Source organism: Thermobifida fusca YX, from assembly GCF_000012405.1.
GTDB lineage: Bacteria > Actinomycetota > Actinomycetes > Streptosporangiales > Streptosporangiaceae > Thermobifida > Thermobifida fusca.
In genome coordinates, this window is the sequence record NC_007333.1 from 3,506,936 (window position 1) to 3,528,433 (window position 21,498).

General features: G+C 67.4%; 18 protein-coding genes. 9 read left to right on the forward strand and 9 right to left on the reverse strand.

Annotated features, from left to right (window positions below; all coding sequences use genetic code 11):
• Window positions 1–118 precede the first annotated feature (118 nt).
• Both TFU_RS14915 and TFU_RS14920 read left to right on the forward strand, forming a co-directional pair.
• Window positions 119–631 (forward strand): hypothetical protein, encoded by a 513-nt coding sequence (locus TFU_RS14915; RefSeq protein WP_011293413.1) that lies wholly within the window; start codon window positions 119–121, stop codon window positions 629–631.
• Between the two features lie 390 nt (window positions 632–1,021).
• Window positions 1,022–3,355 carry an MMPL family transporter gene (locus TFU_RS14920; protein WP_011293414.1) on the forward strand — a complete coding sequence of 778 codons (2,334 nt, stop codon included), beginning with the start codon at window positions 1,022–1,024 and terminating at the stop codon, window positions 3,353–3,355.
• Window positions 3,356–3,413: 58 nt separating this feature from the next.
• Here the strand turns inward: TFU_RS14920 and TFU_RS14925 are convergent, their stop codons facing one another.
• From TFU_RS14925 to TFU_RS14935, 3 genes are all read right to left on the reverse strand, one after another.
• Complete coding sequence (locus tag TFU_RS14925) at window positions 3,414–4,181, reverse strand: maleylpyruvate isomerase family mycothiol-dependent enzyme (protein WP_011293415.1); 768 nt, start codon at window positions 4,179–4,181, stop codon at window positions 3,414–3,416.
• Window positions 4,182–4,366: 185 nt separating this feature from the next.
• The gene (locus tag TFU_RS14930) at window positions 4,367–4,939 is read right to left on the reverse strand and encodes a putative glycolipid-binding domain-containing protein (RefSeq protein ID WP_011293416.1); all 573 of its coding nucleotides are present in this window, start codon (window positions 4,937–4,939) and stop codon (window positions 4,367–4,369) included.
• A 349-nt stretch (window positions 4,940–5,288) separates the two neighbouring features.
• Window positions 5,289–6,164 (reverse strand): SPFH domain-containing protein, encoded by an 876-nt coding sequence (locus TFU_RS14935; RefSeq protein WP_011293417.1) that lies wholly within the window; start codon window positions 6,162–6,164, stop codon window positions 5,289–5,291.
• 945 nt (window positions 6,165–7,109) lie between these two features.
• Here TFU_RS14935 and TFU_RS14940 point away from each other — a divergent pair.
• Window positions 7,110–9,575 carry a ribonucleoside-diphosphate reductase subunit alpha gene (locus tag TFU_RS14940; protein ID WP_011293418.1) on the forward strand — a complete coding sequence of 822 codons (2,466 nt, stop codon included), beginning with the start codon at window positions 7,110–7,112 and terminating at the stop codon, window positions 9,573–9,575.
• Window positions 9,576–9,644: 69 nt separating this feature from the next.
• Complete coding sequence (locus tag TFU_RS14945; RefSeq protein ID WP_011293419.1) at window positions 9,645–10,709, forward strand: ribonucleotide-diphosphate reductase subunit beta; 1,065 nt, start codon at window positions 9,645–9,647, stop codon at window positions 10,707–10,709.
• Between the two features lie 90 nt (window positions 10,710–10,799).
• On the opposite strand, the gene TFU_RS14950 is transcribed toward TFU_RS14945, so the two are convergent.
• From TFU_RS14950 to cutA, 5 genes are all read right to left on the reverse strand, one after another.
• Window positions 10,800–11,852, reverse strand: a complete 1,053-nt coding sequence (locus tag TFU_RS14950) for a methyltransferase domain-containing protein (protein WP_155983555.1) — start codon at window positions 11,850–11,852, stop codon at window positions 10,800–10,802.
• A 624-nt stretch (window positions 11,853–12,476) separates the two neighbouring features.
• On the reverse strand, window positions 12,477–13,031 hold the full coding sequence (locus TFU_RS14955; protein WP_011293421.1) for a hypothetical protein: 555 nt from the start codon (window positions 13,029–13,031) through the stop codon (window positions 12,477–12,479).
• A 33-nt stretch (window positions 13,032–13,064) separates the two neighbouring features.
• On the reverse strand, window positions 13,065–14,615 hold the full coding sequence (locus TFU_RS14960) for an NYN domain-containing protein (RefSeq protein WP_011293422.1): 1,551 nt from the start codon (window positions 14,613–14,615) through the stop codon (window positions 13,065–13,067).
• A gap of 139 nt (window positions 14,616–14,754) precedes the next feature.
• Entirely contained in the window at window positions 14,755–15,351 is a 597-nt protein-coding gene (locus TFU_RS14965; protein ID WP_049754994.1) for a hypothetical protein, read from the reverse strand.
• Window positions 15,348–15,692, reverse strand: coding sequence for a divalent-cation tolerance protein CutA (gene cutA / locus TFU_RS14970; protein WP_016189414.1), 345 nt, complete (start codon window positions 15,690–15,692; stop codon window positions 15,348–15,350). Before cutA ends, TFU_RS14965 begins: the two co-directional genes overlap by 4 nt.
• A 53-nt stretch (window positions 15,693–15,745) precedes the next feature.
• Here cutA and pyrE point away from each other — a divergent pair, with 53 nt between their 5' ends.
• Window positions 15,746–16,279, forward strand: coding sequence for an orotate phosphoribosyltransferase (gene pyrE / locus TFU_RS14975; RefSeq protein ID WP_011293425.1), 534 nt, complete (start codon window positions 15,746–15,748; stop codon window positions 16,277–16,279).
• A 32-nt stretch (window positions 16,280–16,311) separates the two neighbouring features.
• Here the strand turns inward: pyrE and TFU_RS14980 are convergent, their stop codons facing one another.
• The gene (locus tag TFU_RS14980; protein ID WP_011293426.1) at window positions 16,312–16,722 is read right to left on the reverse strand and encodes a DUF4115 domain-containing protein; all 411 of its coding nucleotides are present in this window, start codon (window positions 16,720–16,722) and stop codon (window positions 16,312–16,314) included.
• 360 nt (window positions 16,723–17,082) lie between these two features.
• On the opposite strand from TFU_RS14980, the gene fbaA reads away from it, so the two are divergent.
• The 4 genes from fbaA to purD all read left to right on the forward strand — a co-directional run bounded on the left by fbaA (window position 17,083) and on the right by purD (window position 21,479).
• Window positions 17,083–18,105 carry a class II fructose-bisphosphate aldolase gene (gene fbaA, locus TFU_RS14985; protein WP_011293427.1) on the forward strand — a complete coding sequence of 341 codons (1,023 nt, stop codon included), beginning with the start codon at window positions 17,083–17,085 and terminating at the stop codon, window positions 18,103–18,105.
• Between the two features lie 103 nt (window positions 18,106–18,208).
• Window positions 18,209–18,625: a DUF3151 domain-containing protein gene (locus TFU_RS14990; protein WP_011293428.1), complete on the forward strand. Its 417-nt coding sequence runs from the start codon at window positions 18,209–18,211 to the stop codon at window positions 18,623–18,625.
• Between the two features lie 175 nt (window positions 18,626–18,800).
• Window positions 18,801–20,084 carry an adenylosuccinate synthase gene (locus tag TFU_RS14995; RefSeq protein WP_011293429.1) on the forward strand — a complete coding sequence of 428 codons (1,284 nt, stop codon included), beginning with the start codon at window positions 18,801–18,803 and terminating at the stop codon, window positions 20,082–20,084.
• Window positions 20,085–20,204: 120 nt separating this feature from the next.
• Window positions 20,205–21,479, forward strand: a complete 1,275-nt coding sequence (purD, locus tag TFU_RS15000; protein WP_011293430.1) for a phosphoribosylamine--glycine ligase — start codon at window positions 20,205–20,207, stop codon at window positions 21,477–21,479.
• The last annotated feature ends 19 nt before the right edge of the window (window positions 21,480–21,498 follow it).

A 21,498-nucleotide genomic window follows, 5' to 3' on the forward strand; every position in this document is an offset into this window, starting at 1 on the left:
CTGTCGGGAGCGCATCCGCCTCTGGTTGATGCCCAGAGAACCATTCCCCGCTCCTTCCGGGATTTTCCGCTATCCCGCTTTTCGGCTGGGTAGAGGGGGCCTGTCAGGAGGGAGAGGGATGAGGCTTGACACGAGTCGGGCGGTTGACCGCCGGCTTGACGCCGTCTACCGCTGGGGTGCTGTGGCGGTCGCCGTGCCGTTGATCATCACCGGTCTCCTCGGGGCAGCGGGCCACGGTGTCGGGTTCGCCGTCGACCACGAGGTGGTCCCGGGGGTCTCGGCTGCGGAAGCACTGGGGTTCCTCATGGTGGCTGTCGGGTCGTTTCTCGTCGGCGGAGCGATCGTCGGCGGCACGGTCGCTTCCACGGTCAACATCGCGGTGGGCGCGGTGCTCGTGCTGGGCGGGCTGGGCGCGCTGCTGGTACTGGACACCCCGCACAACCTGCTCGCTTTGCGCATCTCGGACGTGATCTGCGGCTTTGTGGCCGGAATGGTGCTGTTGACGTCCGGCATGTACGGGAGGTTCAGCGGCCGCCTGCCCTACGACAACCCGTACTGGAGGTCCCGGAACCCGCGGTGGGTGCCGGAACCGCCGCGGCGGGCGCGCCCGTTCTTTGTCGGCCGGGGATGAGCGGAACCGCGGGATGCTTCCCGGCCGCGGCCTGCCCGTGCCGCAGTGGAAAAGCGGGCCCGGACAGCGGTGTCCACCCGCGGTTCCCCCGAGTGGCAGGTGTTCCACGGTGGGTAGATTGGTCCGGCTGTGCCGGTAGTGCGGCCGCGCTGTCGGAGGAGGGGGACACGCGGCGGGCTGGCGAGACGGTGATCGTGACGGGGGGACAGCAAGGGCGTGTGCGGTCCTGACGCCGCAGCACACCCCGCCGACCAATGTGGCCCGTATCACGCGGGAGGGGATGTGGTGTGATGTCCCCCGCGTCCGGTCGCAGCCAGCGGCGGCATGCACCGGATCCCGCACTGGCATAGCCCTTGTTTTCCCGTTGGTGCTACATGTGAGGAGCCACCCTTGCCGCAACACACGAGCCGGTCGGCGGCTGGTGACACCCCGCCCGGGCCTGCTGCTTCCGGGCAGCGTTCACTGTTACGCCGCCGCGCCTGGTATGGCGCGGCAATTCTGCTCATCCTGGTCTGGTTGTTCGGCGCGGGCCCGCTAGGCGCCTTCATGGGTCGGCTCACCGAAGTGCAGACCAACGACGAATCCTCTTTCCTCCCGGTCAGCGCCGAGTCCACCGAGGTCAGCCGGATCCAAGAGGAGTTCGCCCAAGAGCAGCGGGTTCCAGCGATCATCGCCTACTCTGCTGACCGCACGCTGACCGACGAGCAGTTGGCTGCCATCGGCGAGCACGTCGCGGTGATCCAAGACCACCCGGAGATCTCCGACGGCGCGGCGATCGGCCCGATGGTGGGCACCGAAGACGACTCTGTCGCCCAGGTCGTCGTCCCGTTGCGCGAGGACGCGGACGTCGGGGACGCGGTCGAAGAGCTGCGGGAGCTCCTCGCCGAGCAGCCCATCGACGGGGTGGACGTCTACGTGGCCGGCCCCGCCGGGCTTGTCGCCGATCTGTCTGCTGCGTTCGGGGGGATCGACAGCACCCTGCTGTTCGTGGCGCTCGGCGCGGTGCTCATCATCCTCATCACCGTCTACCGGTCCCCGATCCTGCCGATCGTGGTCATCCTCACCGCGATGCTTGCCCTGGTGCTGGCCGCGGCGCTCGTCTACGTCGCTGCGGCAGAGGAGTGGGTGCAGCTCAACGGGCAGAGCCAAGGCATCCTGTTCATCCTGGTCGTAGGGGCGTGCACGGACTATGCGCTGCTGCTGGTCTCCCGCTACCGGGAAACCCTGCAGGAGAACGCCCGCCCGTTGGAGGCGATCCGCACGGCTGTGCGCGGGACGGTGGAACCGATCCTCGCCTCCGGCGGCACGGTCATCCTCGGGGTGCTGTGCCTGCTCGCCAGCGACTTGGCATCCAACCGTGGACTGGGACCGGTGGCTGCGATCGGGATCGCCGCCGCGCTGATCGCGGCGCTCACCTTCCTGCCGGCGGTGCTTCTCCTGCTGGGTCGGGTCGCGTTCTGGCCGTTCCGTCCCGTGTTCGAAGGGGAGGCGAGCGAAGACACGGAGCCTACGGAGACGGTGCTGCGTCGCCACCGGCTGTGGGGTGCGATCGCGACTTCGGTGTCGCGCCACCCTCGCCGCTACTGGGTGGCGACGGCGGTTGCTCTGCTGGCCGCGGCCGCGTTCGTGCCGCAGTTCCGTGCCGAAGGCACATCGGACTTCGACATCTTCCGCACCGAAGTGGATTCGGTGGTCGGGCAGGAAGTGCTGGAAGACGGGTTCGGGCACGCGGTGACCGCCCAGCCCGCGGTGATCATCGCAGACGCCGACCACATGGACGAGGTCATCAAAGCCGCGGAGGGCGTGGACGGGGTGACCGAGGTGACGCCGCTCACCGAAGCACCAGAGATGCCGGGCGGACCGCCCGCCGGGGAAGACGGTGCTCCGGGCGGGCCGCCTGCCGGTGAGGACGGGGCCCAGGGTGGGCCGCCCCCAGGAGTTGCAGGCGGTTCGGAGGGCGGCGCGGACGGTCCCCCGCCCGGGGTCGCAGGCGGGCAGGACACAGCAGCCGAGCCGAAGGTTGTGGACGGCCGGGTGCTGCTCGAAGCGTCGCTGAGCGAGCCTGCTGAATCCACTGAAGCCGTGGAGATCACCCGGGAGCTGCGGGACGCCGTGCACGCGGTGGACGGCGCCAACGCTCTCGTGGGCGGCCCGTCCGCGGAGTCCCTCGACACCTTGGACACGGCGACCCGGGACCTCTACGTCGTGGTGCCGCTGGTGCTGGCCGTCGTGCTGCTGGTGCTGATCGTGCTGCTGCGGTCGCTGGTCGCCCCGGTGCTCCTCATCATCACCACGGTGGTGTCGTTCGGCTCGGCCCTGGGGGTGGGCGCGCTCGTCTTCAACCACCTGCTGGACCTGCCGGGCGCCGACCCCGGGGTGCCGCTGTTCGCCTTCGTGTTCCTGGTGGCTTTGGGCATCGACTACAACATCTTCCTCGTCACCCGGGTGCGGGAAGAGGCGGTCAACTTCGGCCACCGGGAAGGGGTGTTGCGCGGTCTCACCGTCACCGGCGGGGTCATCACCTCGGCCGGTGTGGTGCTGGCCGCTACCTTCGCCGCGTTGACCGTGGTGCCGCTGCTCTTCCTGCTGCAGTTGGCGTTCCTGGTGGCGTTCGGCGTGCTCTTGGACGCGCTGATCGTACGGTCCCTCCTGGTGCCCGCGCTCAGCATCGACGTGGGCCGGGCGATGTGGTGGCCGAGCCGCCTGGCCCGCGGCGCGCACTAGCCGCCGCAGCGAGCGGAGTACCGGGCCCGTGGTCCGCACCACTGGTGGGGGCCACGGGTCACTCCCACGGCCAGACCACGTGTGCCTGGCTGCGCCACAGGCCCAGCACTGAGACGTCCCCCGCCACGGTGAGCCCGTGGGGGTCGCGCCGGTTCCACAGCAGGGCGTACAGGTCGCTGGCGTTACCGGTGACCGTGCAGTCGGCTGTGCCGTAGCCGCGCACGGTCGACACTCCTTCTGGTCCGATGGTGGCCAGCCATGCGTCCCCGGTGTCTACGGCGCGGACGGCGAGAGTCCGCGGCGGTTCCGCGGTGACGACCGGGTTGCGGGACGTGAAGAAGTTGCGGAGGATCTCGTCGATCCCGTCGGCAGCGAGCCCTGCGGAGACGGGGGTGGGGGCGCGGTTCGCTGTCTCAGCGTCGATGCGGTGGATGGTGGTTTCGTGGGCTTGGCGGCGCGCCCAGAACTCCACTGGGGAGGGTGCGGGGTGAAAAGTCCAGCACTGGGTGGCCGGGTCCGCGTTCTTCAGCACGTCGATGAGCCGCGCGTGCCCTTCCCGGAACCAGTCGAGGAGTTCGTCGTCGCTGTCCGGCCAGTTCCAGATCTGCGCCGCGTATTGTTCTCCCCGCGGGCGCTGGGGTAGTTGCTCGCTGACCACGAGCGCAGCGAAACGGTGGACTTTGCCCGTGTGCTGGAGGAGGTCGCGCACCCGCCAGTCAGGGCAGGTGGGGACCTTCGCGTCCATGCCCGCCGCCGCGGCAGCCTCCGCCATCCGTGCGCCTTCCACGCGAAGCCAGCGGATATGGTCATCCCGTCGTGTCCTCACCGTTGCTCACCTCCAGAGGGGAATCTTTTCCAGGCAACCACACGGCGGTCACGCGCACATCAGGGGATTGACCTATCGTGGACGGCCCCGTATCCGGGTGGCACGGCTGGGGCGGCTGCTGTCCCAGGGGTAGGAGCGGATGCCGGGTGGTGGCTGCGGCCGAGGGCGGTCCGGGCGGACAGCGGTCAGGCGATCCTGCGGACCAGGTGCTCGTAGTCGACGACGATCCCGTTGCGGTCCACGGTCAGGTCGAAGGTCCCGTAGCCGGAGTCGCGGTACTGGTAGCGGTCCAGGCCTTCCGCGGAGGGGAGGCGCGTGTAGCGCTGCCGCATGCGGATCACTTTCAACGTGGGCACGTCCACCCAGGCGACGTGGATGTCGCGGTGTTCTCCGGGGGCCAGGCCCAGGCGGCGGATGGGAAGCGTGTTGGTGAGCGGTGCGGCAGCCACGTCGACGTCGACGCAGCCGTCCAGTTCGGGGGCTGCCTCACCGTTGACCGTCCACTGTCCGGAGCGGTTCACCAGTTCGAGGACGCGTGCTCCTTGCGCGTCGATGACGTCTACCCGGGCGGTGCGCGTGTGCCATGCCAGGTCGGTGGAGACACTGAACCGGCACGAGTAGCGTTCCCGGGCGCCCGCGACGACTTCGCCGGCTTCCAGCCGGAATCCGCACCGTTCGGTGATCAGGGTGCCAACACAGAGCCCCTCGGCGACGTCAAGCCGGGACCAGACGACAGGGAGCGTGTTCGTGGGGCTCATATCGACCGTTCTACCGGTATTTCCCGCTTGACCGCCATACCCGGCGCCCCGTTCGCGGTGTTGCGAGAGGAATGCGGAGAGTGGTGCGGGCCAGGACGTGCGGAGGCTTGCCCCGTCCGTCCTGGCCCGCTTTCAACCGACCGCCACATCGGCATTCGCCGTGGAGTGGACGACCGCGGCATCGGGGAGGACCCGCGTAGTCCGACACCGCGACTGCCATCACCGCAGGCAGACACCACTCACCGAGAGAAAAGTAATCTACGTCACATAGTGGTCGACTGCGGGCCCCCGATCAACCCCTGTCTCGCCCGCGTTTTCCTCGCTGACCGGGGAACCCGCACGGAAACGGTCACTCTCCGCGACGCGGAGTGATGTTGACCGCGCCTCCCTGCGGCACGGGCACCACTTCGATCTTCCCGTCCTTCAACGCCTCGTAGAGGATGTAGCCCTCGGGGCCGAGCACGTCGACGAGCTGCTTGATCGCTTCCAGCTCCATTTCGACCCGCTTGTTCTCCTCCTCTTGGGCAGCGGTCTCCTCAATCGCCGTCTGCGCCCGGGTAAGGGCTTGACGCACGTCTTCCGGCGGAATCGGCTGCTGGATCGTCAACTGCGGGGTGCCGCATTCCTGGTCTTCCGCCCCCGTGTAGTTGGGGGCGCAGAAGAAGTCACCGCCGCCGCTCTGCTCCGCGATGTAGACCGAGAGCAGCTCCCCGACCTTCTGCTCCCACTCGGCTTTCGCTTCCGCCGAGGTGTAGAGGTCGCGCCAGGAGTACTCTTTCGTGGCGTCGTCGAGGGCACGGTTGAGCGGCTGGCCGATGTAGGTGACCAGCATCTCCACCCACCCTTCCGGGGTGTCGGCCTCGTACTTCAGGCCGATGCGCTCATGCCATTCGCGCAGGACCTCGCAGGTCGGGTTGAGGGTGAAGGTGACCACTCCCTCGACCGTCAGCTCCAGGTCGTCGTTGGACACCACCACAGCCTGGGACATCTCCGCGTGCTCCGCAGAGCTGAAGGTGAGCGTGCGCTGGCCTCCCGGGTAGATGTAGACCAGGTCACCCGGCCCGTAGTACTCGCGCTGCCCCGGGCCGATGCAGTTGTCGAACGTGGTGGAGGAGAACGGACCGGCGTCGTACTCCAATCCGATCTGGTCCGGTCCGGTCGACACCGAGCAAGCGGTGAGTCCGAGGACGAGCAGGGCTGCGGCAGCAATGCGGGGGGTTTTCACGAACTGTCCATCTCCCTGGTGATCTCTTCCGACGGTGGTGCCCCACCGGGAAACATTGAGCACCGAGAGCAGCAATCTCACAGATAATCACAGATTGACTACAAACCGTGCGGGACAACCACCAACCAGTTGTACGGTTCCGTTCTTTGTGAGTCCTGGACCGCCGCTGTGGTTCCCTCATCACAAATTTTTTCTCTTTGTCCCCGTCCGCCACGCGGATAACCGACCGGAGTCTCCGGCAGCGGACGCAGCCGGAAAGCCCGACGCGGCCTGCAGTCCGCCAGGGGCTCGGACCGCCTCCTGACACGCCGCACGGTTCTGTCCCGCCATCCGGATCCTCCTGCCCCTCCTGTCCTCCTGCCGCCCGGGCCCAGCGGGCTCGACGGCCGGGCCTGGGCGGCGCGGTGTGAAGAACACGACGCCGCACTGCCAAGCGGGACCGCCCAGCCCTGCCAGGCGAGCGCACACACCGGCTCTGGTCAGCACGATCACCGGGAAACACCCCGGCCTGCCGAGGGCATTCTACGGCCGCCAACCCCACAACACACCATCATGTTGTGGCTAGAATGGACAACCACCACTAGATGATGTGGTGTAAAGTCATGCCCCGCCGACGGTTCGCCGCGGAAATCCATGGCCGCGGCAGCGGGGGAACGGTGTGTTTTGGGCTGCCAAAGTTGTGGGCAGAAAGCCCCTGCCAGGACCACGTCAGCACCACACCCCCACGCCCCGGGGAGCACTACGTCCCGGTCCGCCGTCGGTATGCGCCCACGCCCATCCAGGGGCGCGGAAACCGTCGCGCAGCAGCATCCCGACAGTCGCATGCCCTGCGTTCTGTTGGCGTGCGCGGTTTTCCCACCCCGACCGGTTGTCACCTAGCAGGTTGGAGCCGCCTTGACCATCGACACGGACGTCGATTCCGCCGCAATCCCGGCCAGCATCCCCATGGAGCGGATCAGAAAGGTGGTAGCCGAGGCGTGCCAAGGGCTGCCCGGCGCGTCAGCAGAGACGGTGATCGCGGAAGCCACGCGCGGGTTCTACCCGGGTATCACCCCCGCTGAGCTTGAACTCGCCCTGATCATGGCGGCGCGCACGTTCGTTGAAACCGACCCCGACTACTCCTATGTCAGCGCCCGGCTCCTGTTGGACAAGCTGCGCCGGGAAGCCCTGACGTTCCTCAGCGGACACCCGGATGAGGCCACCCACGCCGACATGGCTCGGCGCTACCCCGAATACCTGCGCGCCTTCATCACGCGCGGTATCGAACTGGAGCACCTCACGCCCGAGCTCGCCGACTTCGACCTGGACCGGCTCGGTGCCGCGCTCCGCCCCGAACGCGACCTGAACTTCACCTACCTGGGCCTGCAGACCCTCTACGACCGCTACTTCCTGCACCACGAAGGCACCCGCTACGAACTGCCGCAGGCGTTCCTCATGCGGGTCGCTATGGGCGTGGCGCTCCACGAAGACGACCGGAACGCGCGGGCCATCGAGTTCTATGAACTGCTGTCGTCGTTCGACTTCATGTGCTCCACGCCCACCCTGTTCAACGCAGGCACCCGGCGTCCGCAGCTCTCCTCCTGCTTCCTCACCACTGTCGGCGACGACCTCGCGGAGATCTTCCGCGCCATCAGCAACAACGCCCTGCTGTCCAAGTACTCGGGCGGTCTCGGCAACGACTGGACCCCGGTGCGCGGCCTAGGCGCCCACATCAAAGGCACCAACGGCAAAAGCCAGGGCGTCGTCCCGTTCCTCAAGATCGCCAACGACACAGCGGTGGCGGTGAACCAGGGCGGCAAACGCAAAGGAGCGGTCTGCGCCTACCTGGAGACCTGGCACATCGACATCGAGGAATTCCTCGACCTGCGGAAGAACACCGGTGACGAGCGCCGCCGCACCCACGACATGAACACCGCCAACTGGGTGCCCGACCTGTTCCTCGAACGGGTGGAGAGCGACGCCCAGTGGACCCTGTTCTCCCCCGACGAAGTGCCGGACCTGCACGACCGCTACGGCGAGGACTTCGCCCGCGCCTACGTCGCCTATGAGCGTGCCGCGGACCGAGGGGAGATCCGCGTGTTTCGCCGGGTGCGCGCCGTGGACTTGTGGCGGCGCATGCTCACCATGCTGTTCGAGACCGGGCACCCGTGGATCACCTTCAAAGACCCGTGCAACCTGCGGTCCCCGCAGCAGCACGCCGGGGTCGTCCACTCGTCCAACCTGTGCACCGAGATCACCCTCAACACCAGCCTCGACGAGGTCGCTGTCTGCAACTTGGGCTCGGTGAACCTGGCCAACCACGTCGGCCCCGACGGGTTGGACGCGGAACGGCTGCGCCGCACCGTGCGCACCGCGGTGCGCATGCTCGACAACGTCATCGACGTGAACCTGTACACCATCCCCGAGGCGGAACGCGCCAACATGCGGCACCGCCCGATCGGCCTGGGGCTGATGGGCTACCAGGACGCGCTGTTCACGCTGCGGCTGCCCGTCGCCTCCCCCGAGGCCGTGGAGTTCGCGGATGAGAGCATGGAGCTGCTCAGCTACTACGCCATCGAAGCGTCCGCGGACCTGGCGGCGGAACGCGGCAGCTACTCCTCGTTTGAAGGGTCGTTGTGGAGCAGAGGCATCCTGCCGATCGACTCGCTGGAGCTGCTCGCTGAGGCGCGCCGCGGCGACCTGGATGTGGACCGCACCCAGCGGCTGGACTGGGACACGCTGCGGGAGAAGGTGCGCACCACGGGGATGCGCAACTCCAACGTGATGGCGATCGCGCCCACCGCCACCATCGCCAACATCGTCGGAGTCAACCCGTCGATCGAGCCGCTCTACCGCAACCTCTACGTCAAAGCGAACATGTCCGGCGACTTCACCGTCGTCAACCCTTCCCTGGTGCGCGACCTGAAAGAGCGCGGCCTGTGGGACGAGGAGATGGTGACGGCGTTGAAGCTCCACGACGGCAGCCTCGGCCCGATCGACCGGGTGCCCGAGGACTTGAAGAACCTGTACGCCACCGCTTTCGAAATCGACCCGATCTGGCTGGTCGACGCCGCATCCCGGCGGCAGAAGTGGATCGACCAGGCGCAGTCGTTGAACCTCTACATGGCTGAGCCGAGCGGCCGCAAGCTCGACGAGCTGTACCGGCGGGCCTGGCGCAAAGGCTTGAAGACCACCTACTACCTGCGGTCGCAGGGGGCGACGCACGTGGAGAAGAGCACGCTGCGGGGCACGGACGGCAGGCTCAACGCGGTCACCCCGGTGGCGGTCTCCGCTCCCAGCCCTTCGCCGACCCCTGCCCCACGCCCGGCGGCTGCACCGCCGCGGTCCGCCGCCGGACCGGCTCCGGACCTCACCGCCGAGGCTGCCGCGTTCTGCGCGGTGGACGACCCCGAGTGCGAAGCCTGCCAGTAGCCGCCCTCTTTTCCGGTCGCGTCCGCGAGAGCGGGCGCGACCTCGCCCACCACACAGGGAAAGGAATTCATGACCACCGTCAACACCACCGGTCTTGGCGAAATCCAGAGCGGAGCTGCCCGCGTCGACGTCGAAGACAAGCGGATGATCAACTCTCGCGCCGACGTCAACCAGCTGCTGCCACTCAAATACCGCTGGGCGTGGGAAAAGTACTTGGCTGCCTGCAACAACCACTGGATGCCGACCGAGGTCAGCATGCAGGCCGACATCGCCCTGTGGAAGTCCAAGGACGGGCTCACCGAGGACGAGCGGCTGATGGTCAAACGCAACCTCGGTTTCTTCGCCACCGCGGAGTCTCTGGTAGCGAACAACATCGTGCTCGCGGTCTACCGGCACCTGACCAACCCGGAATGCCGGCAGTACCTGCTGCGGCAGGCGTTCGAGGAGGCCGTGCACACGCACACCTTCCAGTACATCTGCGAAAGCCTCGGCTTGGACGAGGGCGAGCTGTTCAACATGTACCGGGAGGTGCCGTCGATCACCGCGAAGGACGCGTGGGCGCTGCGCTACACCCGCAACCTGGAGAACCCGAACTTCACGACCGGCACCCCAGAAGCCGACCAGGCGTTCCTGCGGGACCTTGTCGCGTTCTACGTCGTGCTCGAAGGGATGTGGTTCTACACCGGGTTCGCGCAGATCCTGTCGCTGGGGCGGCGCAACAAGATGGTGGGGATCGCCGAGCAGTACCAGTACATCCTGCGCGACGAAAGCATCCACCTGAACTTCGGCATCGACGTCATCAACCAGATCAAGATCGAAAACCCGCACCTGTGGACCGAGGAGTTCCAAGACGAGGTGCGGACCATGCTCATCGAGGCGTGCGAGCTTGAAGCCGCTTACGGGCGCGAGACCATGCCGCGCGGCATCCTCGGCCTCAACGCCAAGCTCTGCGAACAGTACATGCGGTTCATCACCGACCGCCGCGCCGAGCAGCTCGGGCTGGCACCGATTTTCGGAGAGACGGAAAACCCCTTCCCCTGGATGTCGGAAATGATGGACCTGAAGAAGGAGAAGAACTTCTTCGAGACGCGGGTCATCGAATACCAGACGGGGAGCGGTCTTTCCTGGGACTGACGTAGCGCTTGGCAGGGATTCTCCCCTCGCGAGGGGAGAATCCCTGCGCTGCCGGGGCAGGCCGCGGCAGTCCCGCTGTCTTCGCGGAGGTCAGACTACGTGCTGCCATGAGGGGCCGTCGGGGGATTCGAGCCACACCACATGGCCCTGCGGTCCCACCGTCAGCCCGAACTCTGACACTTCCGGGCGGCCACGCTGGACCCACCAGGCGTGGGCCTGCTCGAGTTCCTCCCACAGCCTGCGAGGGCCGCCCTGCTCGACGCGGTCTGGGTAGACGCGCGCCCAGGAGGGCGAATCCGTGGCTGACAGCCACATCACCAGGCCGTCCGCGCTGCTCCGCAAGCCGTAGTTCCAGTGCGGGACCATCAGCGTCAACGGCAGCATGACCGTGGTGTCGGCGAGCAGCTCCTGCCCACCGTCGACCATCCGGGTCTCCTCGGGGTCCGCTTCTAGATCGTGCGGCGGGCCCCCTGACCAGCGCTGGGAGCGCAGCCACATGAACGCCGCCTCTTGGAGGAACCGTCCTTCTGCGGCACCGTCCCGCACCTGGAGGCGGGCCAGGGCCCCGTGCGGCCCGAACCGCTGCGGCGACCACGGGGTGACGATAATCCCGCCGTCCCGCACCTGGGTGAGCCACGCGTGCGGCACTTCCCATACCGCGCAGGTGGCGATGATCCGGTCGTAGGGGGCGAGCGCGGGGAATCCTTCAGCACCGTCGCCAACAACCACCCGGACCTCGTACCCCGCGGCGCCCAGGGCTTTGCGGGCCTGCGCGGCGACCACCGGGTCAACTTCGATGGTGGTGACCCGGTCTGCGTCCCCCACCAGTTCACACAAAAGTGCGGCGTTCCACCCGGTTCCGGTGCCGATCTCCAACACCTGCTGGCCGGGCTGCACGTCGAGCGCGTCCAGCATGGCGGCCACCACACTGGGGGCGCTCGATGAGGAGGTGGGCACGCCCATCCCCCCGACGCGTCCCTCGTCGATCTGGGTGACGACCGCGGTGTCCGCGTCGACCAGCTGCCACCACCGGTCCGGGGTCTGGGTGCGGTCCACCGGTTCGGTACCGTCCCAGATCCGGTCGGGGATGAACCGGTGGCGGGGAACCTGTTCGACCACGGTGGAGACGAGAGTTTCGGTCACCGCTGTTCTCCTGTTCCGTTGCATGCCTGACACGCCACCCAGCGCACGAGGTTCTTGCCTGGCGACGCACCGTCCTGGGTCACCCACGTACCTCCCTTGCCGTGGCAGGCCCCGCAGGGCTGTTGTCCCTTTCCGCTGCCGGGGCTGCTGTCTTTCTTTCCCCAGGTCATCCGCCCTCCTTCGGTGCCTTAGGGATGCTGTTCACCCAGTTCCCTCAGACTCCGTGCGGTCACCGCTAGGCGGGATTCGTTCTTTTCGGGGCGGCGGAAGGAGGAGTGGGGCGGCTGCACTGTGGCCGATGGGCAGTGGGATCGGGACTGGTTCTTCCGGGTATGCCGCGCCTGCTGGGCTTCTCCGCTGTGCTGTAGCTGTCTGCGAGCGGTCAGCCGCGGCGCGTGTCACCGCTGGGCACGGTAGAAAATCGCGGCGCCCACGGGCAGGAAAACCACAGAGCGGGCTACGGTCGCCGCGTTCTGGACAGCACACAAGGCCACTTCCGTCGCGGCAGGCGTACGCGTCCCGTCCGCCCGCTCGGCGCCGACACGCACCGGCCAGCCGTGCAACGGCTGACCGGGGAAGTCGCTGGTCTTCTCGGGGTCTGCGGGAGGTTCCCGACGCTGGGGGTTATGCGTCGAGCAGCTTGTCCAAGTGGTCTTCGTCCAGTCCCAGGTCGACGCGGATGCGGTAGCGGATACGCAGCAGTTCGAGCAGCAGGTCGTGCATGTAGGGGGAGACGTCTTGGTGCTGGAAGCACTCCACGCCCCGGGTCGCCCAGGCGAGCGCGTTCTCCAGGTCGGAGTGGGCCATCAGGGTTTCCGTGACGTGGATATAGGTGGGGAGGTTGCGGACCCCCACCGCTTTGAGACGTTCCAGGTAGGCGTAGGCCTCGTCGACCCGGTTGAGTTCTAACAGCGCTCCAGCGAGCAGCGCGCGGGCGTCGATGATGGTCTCACCGCCGTCGTCGATCGCCCGCTGGTAGGCGCGTGCTGCCCGTTCCGCGTCCTGGGCCATCTCCCACTGTTCGCCCGCACGCACGAACAGCTCCGCCCGACAGACCTCACTGTCGGCTTCCACTCGGTTGGCCAGGTCAAGCAACTGCTCGGCGACCGCACTGTGGTCCCCTGACTGCACTGCTTGGAATTCCAACCGGTCGAGGTCGGCTGTCGTCACACGGGTCATCGCGGTCCTTCCTGCTGCTCGCGGCCCCGGTGGTTATGTGCGGGAACGTTCCAAAGCATCCCAGAAGCCTTGGCGTAACGCGTGCCTGACTTCGTCTCGGAGCAGGTAGTCGACTGGCAGCGTGGAACCCTGGAGCAGACGGGCTTCCAGGTCGGAGGGCATGCGGGGTTTACGTGCCAGCACCGCTTCAAGCCACAGTGCGGGAGCATCTCGGGCGATCGATTCGGCGAAGTCGTTGCCCTCCTTGTGGGCAATGCTGACGGCTTCTTCAATGGTACGACCGCCGGGCTGCTGGTGGCCGAGGCGTGGTGCGGGACCGGCGTGGTGCGGTACCTCGTTGTGCTGGAGGCGGGGGCCAGTAGCGGATCCGAACCCGTGGCGGGCTCGTTGAGCGCTCTGGTGTCGAGAGTCAGCTCCCGTACTGGCCCCAAAAGTAGGGTTTGCGCTGGTATTACCCCCATATCCCGGATTCTCGCCGGTGTTGCTTCCGAACCGTGGCTCAGGGGGAGCTTCCCGTGGTGGTGGTGAGGCTTCCCGTTCATAGGCGCTGCCCATGGCCGTCTGTTCTCGAGGCTGGGCTGGAGGCTGTTGCGGGGGTTGGCCCTGGCCCGGGGTGGGATAGCCCTGGTGGTGCATGGCCGGGTGCGCACCGGTAGGAGCGTTGCCGACCAGGCCCGCCATCCCGGGGTGGGCCCCCGTGGCGTGCTGGGCCGGATAGCCCCCGGTCTGGGCCTGTCGCAGGGAGGGCTGCCCGTCGGTGCGGGGTTCCATGGCGGCGGTGTCCTGGGCTACCAGGTGGTCGCCGCGCTGCTGAGCGAGGCTCTGCCGCATCGCGCGCAACTGTTCCATCGCGCTTCCCGGGACCGCCTGCTGTGCTCCTGTCGCCGCGAACACCGGGTCTAGGGCCCCCTCGGGTTCCACCCGTGACGAGCCCGGGTGGGCGGCCGCGGGCTGGCGGACCGTGGACCCGGTGGAGGGGCGCGCTTGACCGTTCGCGAGCGGACCGGACTGCCCGGAAGGAATAGTGTCGTCAGCCGACCCGGCGCCGGCCTCCAGCAGGTTGACGTGCGGCCGCAGGTGGCCCGCACCGATCTCGATCAGGTCGTCGCACTCGTGGCGGAGGGCACGCGAGACCGTCCAATTCCCTTCGATCGAAATATGGACCACGGTGACCCGGACCCCGTATTCCTGGGCCTCCGCGATCACCGGAGCCATGTCCTCGTCGCCGCAGACGAGCACGGCGTCGCAGATAGCGCGGTTGCGGGCTAGGGGGATCAGGTCTTTTTGGACGTAGTTCTCGACGCCTTCCCTCCGGCCTGGGCGGATGCGGGCGGCACGGAACTTCACACCGGGGATTTCCGCGATACCTTCCTGCTCTTGGGAGCGGCGGCTGTCAGTCACCGCCTCATACCAGTAGCAGCGAAGCGGTGGGAGTCCCGTGCGGTCGCGGGCGACCTCGTTGAGGAGCTGCACGAGTGCCGCATAGTCCCATGACACCGAGTCGCGGTCGCGTGTTCCGTGCACCGCCATCGCGCCCTCGGCCAGGAGGTAGCCGGCGTCGACGAACAGCGCGCAGCGATCCACGTGACACCGTCCCTTCCTTGGTTTTTGTGGCTTCGGACGCGTAAGCGCGACCGAACTGGTCCAAACATCGGTTTATGCCGGATAGGGACCAGGGCAAAGCCTAGCCAAGTCTGGGTGCGTTGTGTGGCGACTCTGGATCCTAGGCTTGGCTGCTCTCCGGCCACACCTGGGTGACCAGCACTGTCAACGCATCGACGAGCGGCATATCGGTGATGTGGCAGACCGGCCACGACCGCAGCTCTGCCAGGCGGGCGGGGTGGGCGTAGGCGTCCCCGGTCCGCAGGTAGCCGCACGGCGCGTCCGGCCAGTCCGCGGTCATGGGCAGCGGTTCGGTGAAGAAGTCGGGCGGCCGCACCGGCGGATCCTCGTGCTGCTGCGCGGCGGCGAGCTCGGCCCGGGTCGGGGTGCCGGACTGCGGGAGCAGCGCGTCGACCAAGAGGTATCCGGCGACCTGGCGGTGCGCGGCGCGCTGGGCGGCAGCGACTGCGGGCACCAGAGGTCCGGCCGCACCGGCTGCGACGAGCAGCAGGGGCCGCTGCGGGGCGGCGGCTGCGACCTCCAGTGCAGCGCGGGCGACGTAGCGGGCGGCGTACGGGGGCCGGTCGTCGTCGGTGACCGTGACGGCCACGGTCTCGACTCCGCGGTCGGCCAGGTCGTCGGGCAGGCTCCCCCAGTCTGCGACCGTGCCCAGCGGGCTGTGCAGGAGCACCACGCAGAACTGTGCTAGCGCGGTCACTGCGCGGGCCGTGTGGACTCGGTGACCCAATCGAGGTACTCGGGGTTGCCGCCCTCGATGGGGACCGCGATGATCTCGGGGACTTCGTAAGAGTGCCGGTCGATGAGGAGTTCGGTCAGCTCCGCCAGCCGGTCGTCCGCGGTTTTGAACACGACCCGCCACTCTTCATCGGCCTGGATGCTGCCCTGCCAGTGGTAGACGCTGGTGATGGGGCCGCTGATCTGAGCGCACGCCGCCAGACGGGCCTCGACCGCGGCGTCGGCCAGCCTCCGGGCTTCCTCACTGCTTCCTGCGGTGATCTCCACCCGCACATGACCAACAGCACTGTCGACGTGCGTCATACGCGCTCCCTTGGCTGCCTGGCGGTGTCCGGGACGCTCTAGGCTCTTCACCCATGAGCGACCGCGACGATCTTCTCCGACAGATCAACGATAAGGCCGTTGTCCGCGGCAGGGTGATCCTCTCCTCCGGAGCCGAGGCGGACTACTACGTGGACCTGCGGAAAATCACCCTGGACGGGCAGAGCGCACCGCTGGTGGGACGCGTGATGCTGGACTTGACCGCCGACCTGGACTACGAGGCGGTGGGCGGATTGACCCTGGGTGCGGACCCGGTGGCCACAGCCATGATGCACGCGGCAGCGGCGCAAGGGCGGCGCCTGGACGCGTTCGTGGTGCGCAAGGAGAGCAAGACGCACGGCTTGCAGCGCCGGATCGAAGGCCCCGACGTCCGCGGCCGTCGCGTCCTCGCGGTGGAAGACACGTCAACCACCGGGGGGTCGGTGCTGACCGCAGTCTCCGCGCTGCGCGAAGCCGGTGCTGACGTCGTGGGCGTGGCCGTGATTGTGGACCGGGGCGCCCGGGACCGGATCGTCAGTGAAGGGCTGACCTATCGGGCCGCCTACACACTCGACGATCTGGAAATCTGAAGGCCCGCCGTGCCCTGCCGGGCCGGCGGGGCCTACTCAGATTCAGACTCGGATTCAACAGTGAAGGTGTATCCAGGTTCCTCGTTGCTGACGTCCTTCGGTTCTCCGTTGACGTACACCTCGACTGCGGAGGGGTCTCCCAAGGTCACGTCCATTCGGGGTTTGTCATAGGAGACGTACTCGCCCTGGGTCATGGTCGTGTCGATGAGTACTTCCCCGCCAGGGACCCGGACGAGAACGTCGCTGGACTCCCCAACGACCCGGATGTACAGCGCCTTCTGCTTCTCTGTCGCGGAAGCATCGAGCTGCTGCGGGGCGGAGAGGGAGCCGCCGGATTCGTTGGGCACCAAGACTTCGCTGTTGCCCGGAAGAGAGCGGTAGAAGAAATATCCGCCCAACACGACGAGGATGACCAGTAGCGCGATCGCTCCGGCGATCGCCAATGCCTGGCCTATACCTCTCGGATCACTGCGGTGTCGTCCCACGGTGCTGAATGTAGCGCGAATCACCCATAACAATCGACAGGGAGGTGCTTCTTCCTTCCTGCCTGGTGGGATGTTGGGTGTGGGGGTAGTGCTACCGCTGAGCGTACCAACACTCTCCGCATCGGTTCGGCTCGCTGTTGCGCAAGAAGGACGTTACCGGCATTGTGGTCTAGACCTTTAGACCCTCGCGGCGGACACACCCGCCGGAGCACCATGTCGGTGACCGTCGGAAAACCGTCATGGAAAAATCAAGGTGGCGGAACTTCTTGACCGAGAGTGTTCCGGCACCACTCCAGGCCAATCAGGGGAGTCAACACTATGCCTATCGCAACGCCTGAGGTCTACGCAGAGATGCTGGGCCGCGCGAAGTCTGAGGGCTTCGCCTACCCGGCTATCAACGTCACGTCCAGCCAGACCCTGCACGCGGCCCTGCGCGGTTTCGCCGAGGCTGAAAGCGACGGCATCGTGCAGATCTCCACCGGCGGCGCCGAGTTCCTGTCCGGTACCACCATCAAGGACATGGTCACCGGTGCGGTGGCTTTCGCCGAGTACGCCCGGGTCGTCGCCGAGAAGTACCCGGTGAACATCGCGCTGCACACCGACCACTGCCCCAAGGAGAAGCTCGACACCTTCGTGCGTCCGCTGCTGGCGATCTCCAAGGAGCGTGTCGCCAAGGGGCAGGAGCCGCTATTCCAGTCCCACATGTGGGACGGCTCCGCCGTGGAGCTCGAGGAGAACCTGCAGATCGCCGAGGAGCTGCTGAAGGAGTCCAAGGAGGCCCGCACCATCCTCGAGATCGAGGTCGGCGTGGTCGGCGGTGAAGAGGACGGCATCGTCGGCGAGATCAACGAGAAGCTGTACACCACCCCGGAAGACGGCCTGCGCACCGCTGAAGTGCTCGGCCTCGGCGAGAAGGGCTACTACATCGCCGCCCTGACCTTCGGTAACGTGCACGGCGTGTACAAGCCGGGCCACGTGAAGCTGCGCCCCTCCGTGCTCAAGGAGATCCAGGACGTGGTGGGCGCCAAGTACGGCAAGGAGAAGCCGTTCGACCTGGTCTTCCACGGCGGCTCGGGCTCCAGCCTCGAGGAGATCCACGAGGCGATCTCCTACGGTGTCGTGAAGATGAACATCGACACCGACACCCAGTACGCCTTCACCCGGCCCATCGTCGACCACATCATGAAGAACTACGACGGTGTGCTGAAGGTCGACGGCGACGTCGGCAACAAGAAGGCCTACGACCCGCGCTCCTACGGAAAGGCCGCCGAAGCCGGCATGGCCGCCCGGGTCGTCGAGGCTGCCCAGCAGCTCAAGTCCGCTGGCAAGAAGCTCAAGTAAGCGACAGCCAAGCGGCGTTCTACGCTCCTTGGGCCCCCGGTTTTCCCGGGGGCCCAAGTGTTCATACCGGTCATCCCCGCACCACCCTGGCAGGATGGGAGGTATGGAGCTGCATCAGAACCTGTTGGGCGACCCGCCGCCCACCAAGCTGCCCGACCTGCCTGAAGCGCGCGAAGCCCTGGCTTCGGGCACCGACCCGGCCGAGGTCGCGGCGCGTTTCCCCGCGTATTCGGCTGCCTGGGCCGCACTCGCCGAACGCGCCTACAACGCGGGGGACGACATCGCCGCCTACGCCTACGCGCGCACCGGCTACCACCGGGGCCTGGACCAGTTGCGCCGCAACGGGTGGAAGGGGCACGGCCCGATTCCGTGGGAGCACGAGCCCAACCGCGGTTTCCTGCGTTCGCTGTACTACCTTGGCAAAGCGGCCGAAGCGATCGAGGAGGCCGACGAAGCGCAGCGGTGCGCCGCATTCCTGCGGGAGAGCAGCGAGACCGCGGCCCGGGAACTCGAGGGCTGACCGCTGGGTGGGCACCCCTCCCACTGGGCACGACGGCCGCTTCGGCCCTCAACCGGCAGGAGTCGGTCATGTAACCTCGTTGTGCAAGAGCCCCTGCCGCTTCTTGCGCCAGGGGCTTCGGCACGTTCGGGACAGATTGTGGTCCAGATTTCGAGGAATGAAGAGGTAGACGGCGATGCCGGCGATCGCGCTCGTTGGGGCTCAGTGGGGTGATGAGGGGAAGGGGAAGGCAACCGACCTTGTCGGTGACCGCGTCGATTACGTGGTCCGTTACCAGGGCGGCAACAACGCGGGGCACACGGTCGTCATCGGCGACCAGGAGTACGCCCTGCACCTTCTGCCGTCGGGCATCCTCACCCCCGGTGTCATTCCGGTGATCGCCAATGGCGTGGTCATCGACCCGGCGGTGCTGTTCGAAGAGCTCGACGCGCTCACCGCGCGCGGCGTCGACGTGTCACGCCTGCTGATCTCCGCCAACGCGCACCTGATCATGCCCTACCACCGGGCTCTGGACAAGGTCAGCGAACGCTTCTTGGGCAAGGGCCGGATCGGGACCACCGGTCGCGGCATCGGCCCGACCTACGCTGACAAGACCGCCCGTGCCGGGGTGCGGGTCCAGGACATGTTCGACCCCAAGATCCTGCGTAAGAAGCTGGAGCTGGCGCTCAACGACAAGAACCAGATCCTCACCAAGGTGTACAACCGGCGCGCCCTGGAAGTGGATCGGATCCTCGACGAATACTTGGGCTACGCCGAGAAGATCCGGCCTTACGTGGTGGACACTTCCCTGGTGTTGAACCGGGCGCTCGACGAAGGCAAGACCGTGTTCTTGGAGGGGTCGCAGGGCACCCTGCTGGACATCGACCACGGCACTTACCCTTTCGTCACCTCCTCGTCTCCTACCGCGGGCGGCGCCTGCTCGGGGTCCGGGATCGGCCCCACCCGTATCACCAAGGTCATCGGCATCCTCAAGGCCTACACCACCCGGGTCGGTTCGGGACCGTTCCCCACCGAGCTGGAAGACGAGTGGGGGGAGTGGCTGCGCTCCCGGGGCCACGAGTACGGCACTACCACGGGCCGCAACCGCCGCTGCGGCTGGTTCGACGCGCCGATCGCCCGCTACGCCACCCGGATCAACGGCATCACCGACTTCTTCCTCACCAAGCTGGACGTGCTGTCCGGGCTGGAGCGCATCCCGGTCTGTGTCGCCTACGACATCGACGGGGTGCGGCACGACGAGATCCCCATGACCCAGACGGAGTTCCACCACGCCACACCGATCTACGAGTACTTGGACGGCTGGAACGAGGACATCAGCCAGGCGCGCTCCTTCGACGACCTGCCGAAGAACGCGCAGGCGTATGTGCGGGCGATCGAGGAGATGTCCGGGGCGCCGATTTCAGCGATCGGTGTCGGCCCGGGCCGGGAGCAGACCCTGGAGCTGCGTCCTCTCGTGTAGCCGTCTGCCGTGGGACGGGTGCGGCGCCCGTTCCACGGAGCGGTGCAGGGCCGTAAAACCCTGTGCACAACTGTGCCGTTGCCCCTGTCCTCCCATCGAAACCTATTAGGGTCCATTGCTGTGAAAGCCCTCGTGATCGGCGGCGGAGGCCGCGAACATGCGCTGGTACGCGCGCTGTCCCTCGACCCCGGCGTGACCAGCCTGCACTGTGCCCCCGGCAACGCTGGAACCGCTGAACTGGCGGAGAACCACGTCATCAACATCACTGACGGCCTGGCGGTCACTGAGCTCGCCGCGCGGATCGGCGCGGAACTGGTGGTCATCGGCCCGGAAGCCCCGCTGGTTGCCGGTGTCGCCGACGAACTGCGGCGACGCGGTATCCCCGTGTTCGGCCCGGACCAGGCGGCGGCGCGGATCGAAGGATCCAAAGCGTTCGCTAAAGAGGTCATGGCCGCGGCGGGCGTCCCCACGGCGGAGGCACGGGTCTGCCGCTCCGCCTCCCAGGTCTCCCAGGCCTTGGACTTGTTCGGCCCGCCCTACGTGGTGAAGGACGACGGACTGGCCGCGGGCAAGGGCGTGGTGGTCACCGAGGACCGGGCGGTGGCGGAACGGCACGCCCAGGCGTGCGGGCGGGTCGTCATTGAGGAGTACTTGGACGGCCCCGAGGTGTCGCTTTTCGCGCTGAGCGACGGCCGCAACGCCGTGCCGCTGCTTCCCGCGCAGGACTTCAAACGCGCCTACGACGGCGACCAGGGCCCCAACACCGGCGGTATGGGAGCGTACGCGCCGCTGCCGTGGGCGCCGTCCGACCTGGTGGACGAGGTCATGGAGACCGTGGTGCGGCCCACGATCGCGGAGCTCGCCCGGCGCGGCACCCCCTACCAGGGGCTCTTGTACGCGGGGCTGGCGCTCACCTCGCGCGGAGTCCGGGTGGTGGAGTTCAACGCTCGCTTCGGCGACCCGGAGACCCAAGTGGTGCTGGACCGCCTGGCTACGCCGCTGGGGGCGCTGCTGCAGGCCACCGACACCGGGAACCTGGGCGGGGTGACCTCGCTGGAGTGGCGTCCGGGGGCTGCTGTCACCGTGGTGATCGCCGCGGAAGGCTACCCGGAGGACCCGGTGAAGGGCGACCTGATCAGCGGCCTGGCGGAGGCCAACGCCGTGGAAGGCGCCTACGTGCTCCACGCGGGCACCGCGGGGACCGGCATCAACGATGTGAAGGCCAACGGCGGCCGGGTGCTGAGCGTGGTGGGCTCGGGCGCCGACTTGGCGGAGGCGCGGCAGCGCGCCTACGAAGCGGCGAGCCGGATTAAGCTGCGCGGCTCGTTCTACCGCACGGACATCGCGGAGAAAGCGGTGCTCGGCCAGGTCTCCTGGGAGCGGCCCGCCCAGTAGGCCCGGAGGCGCGCTCGGC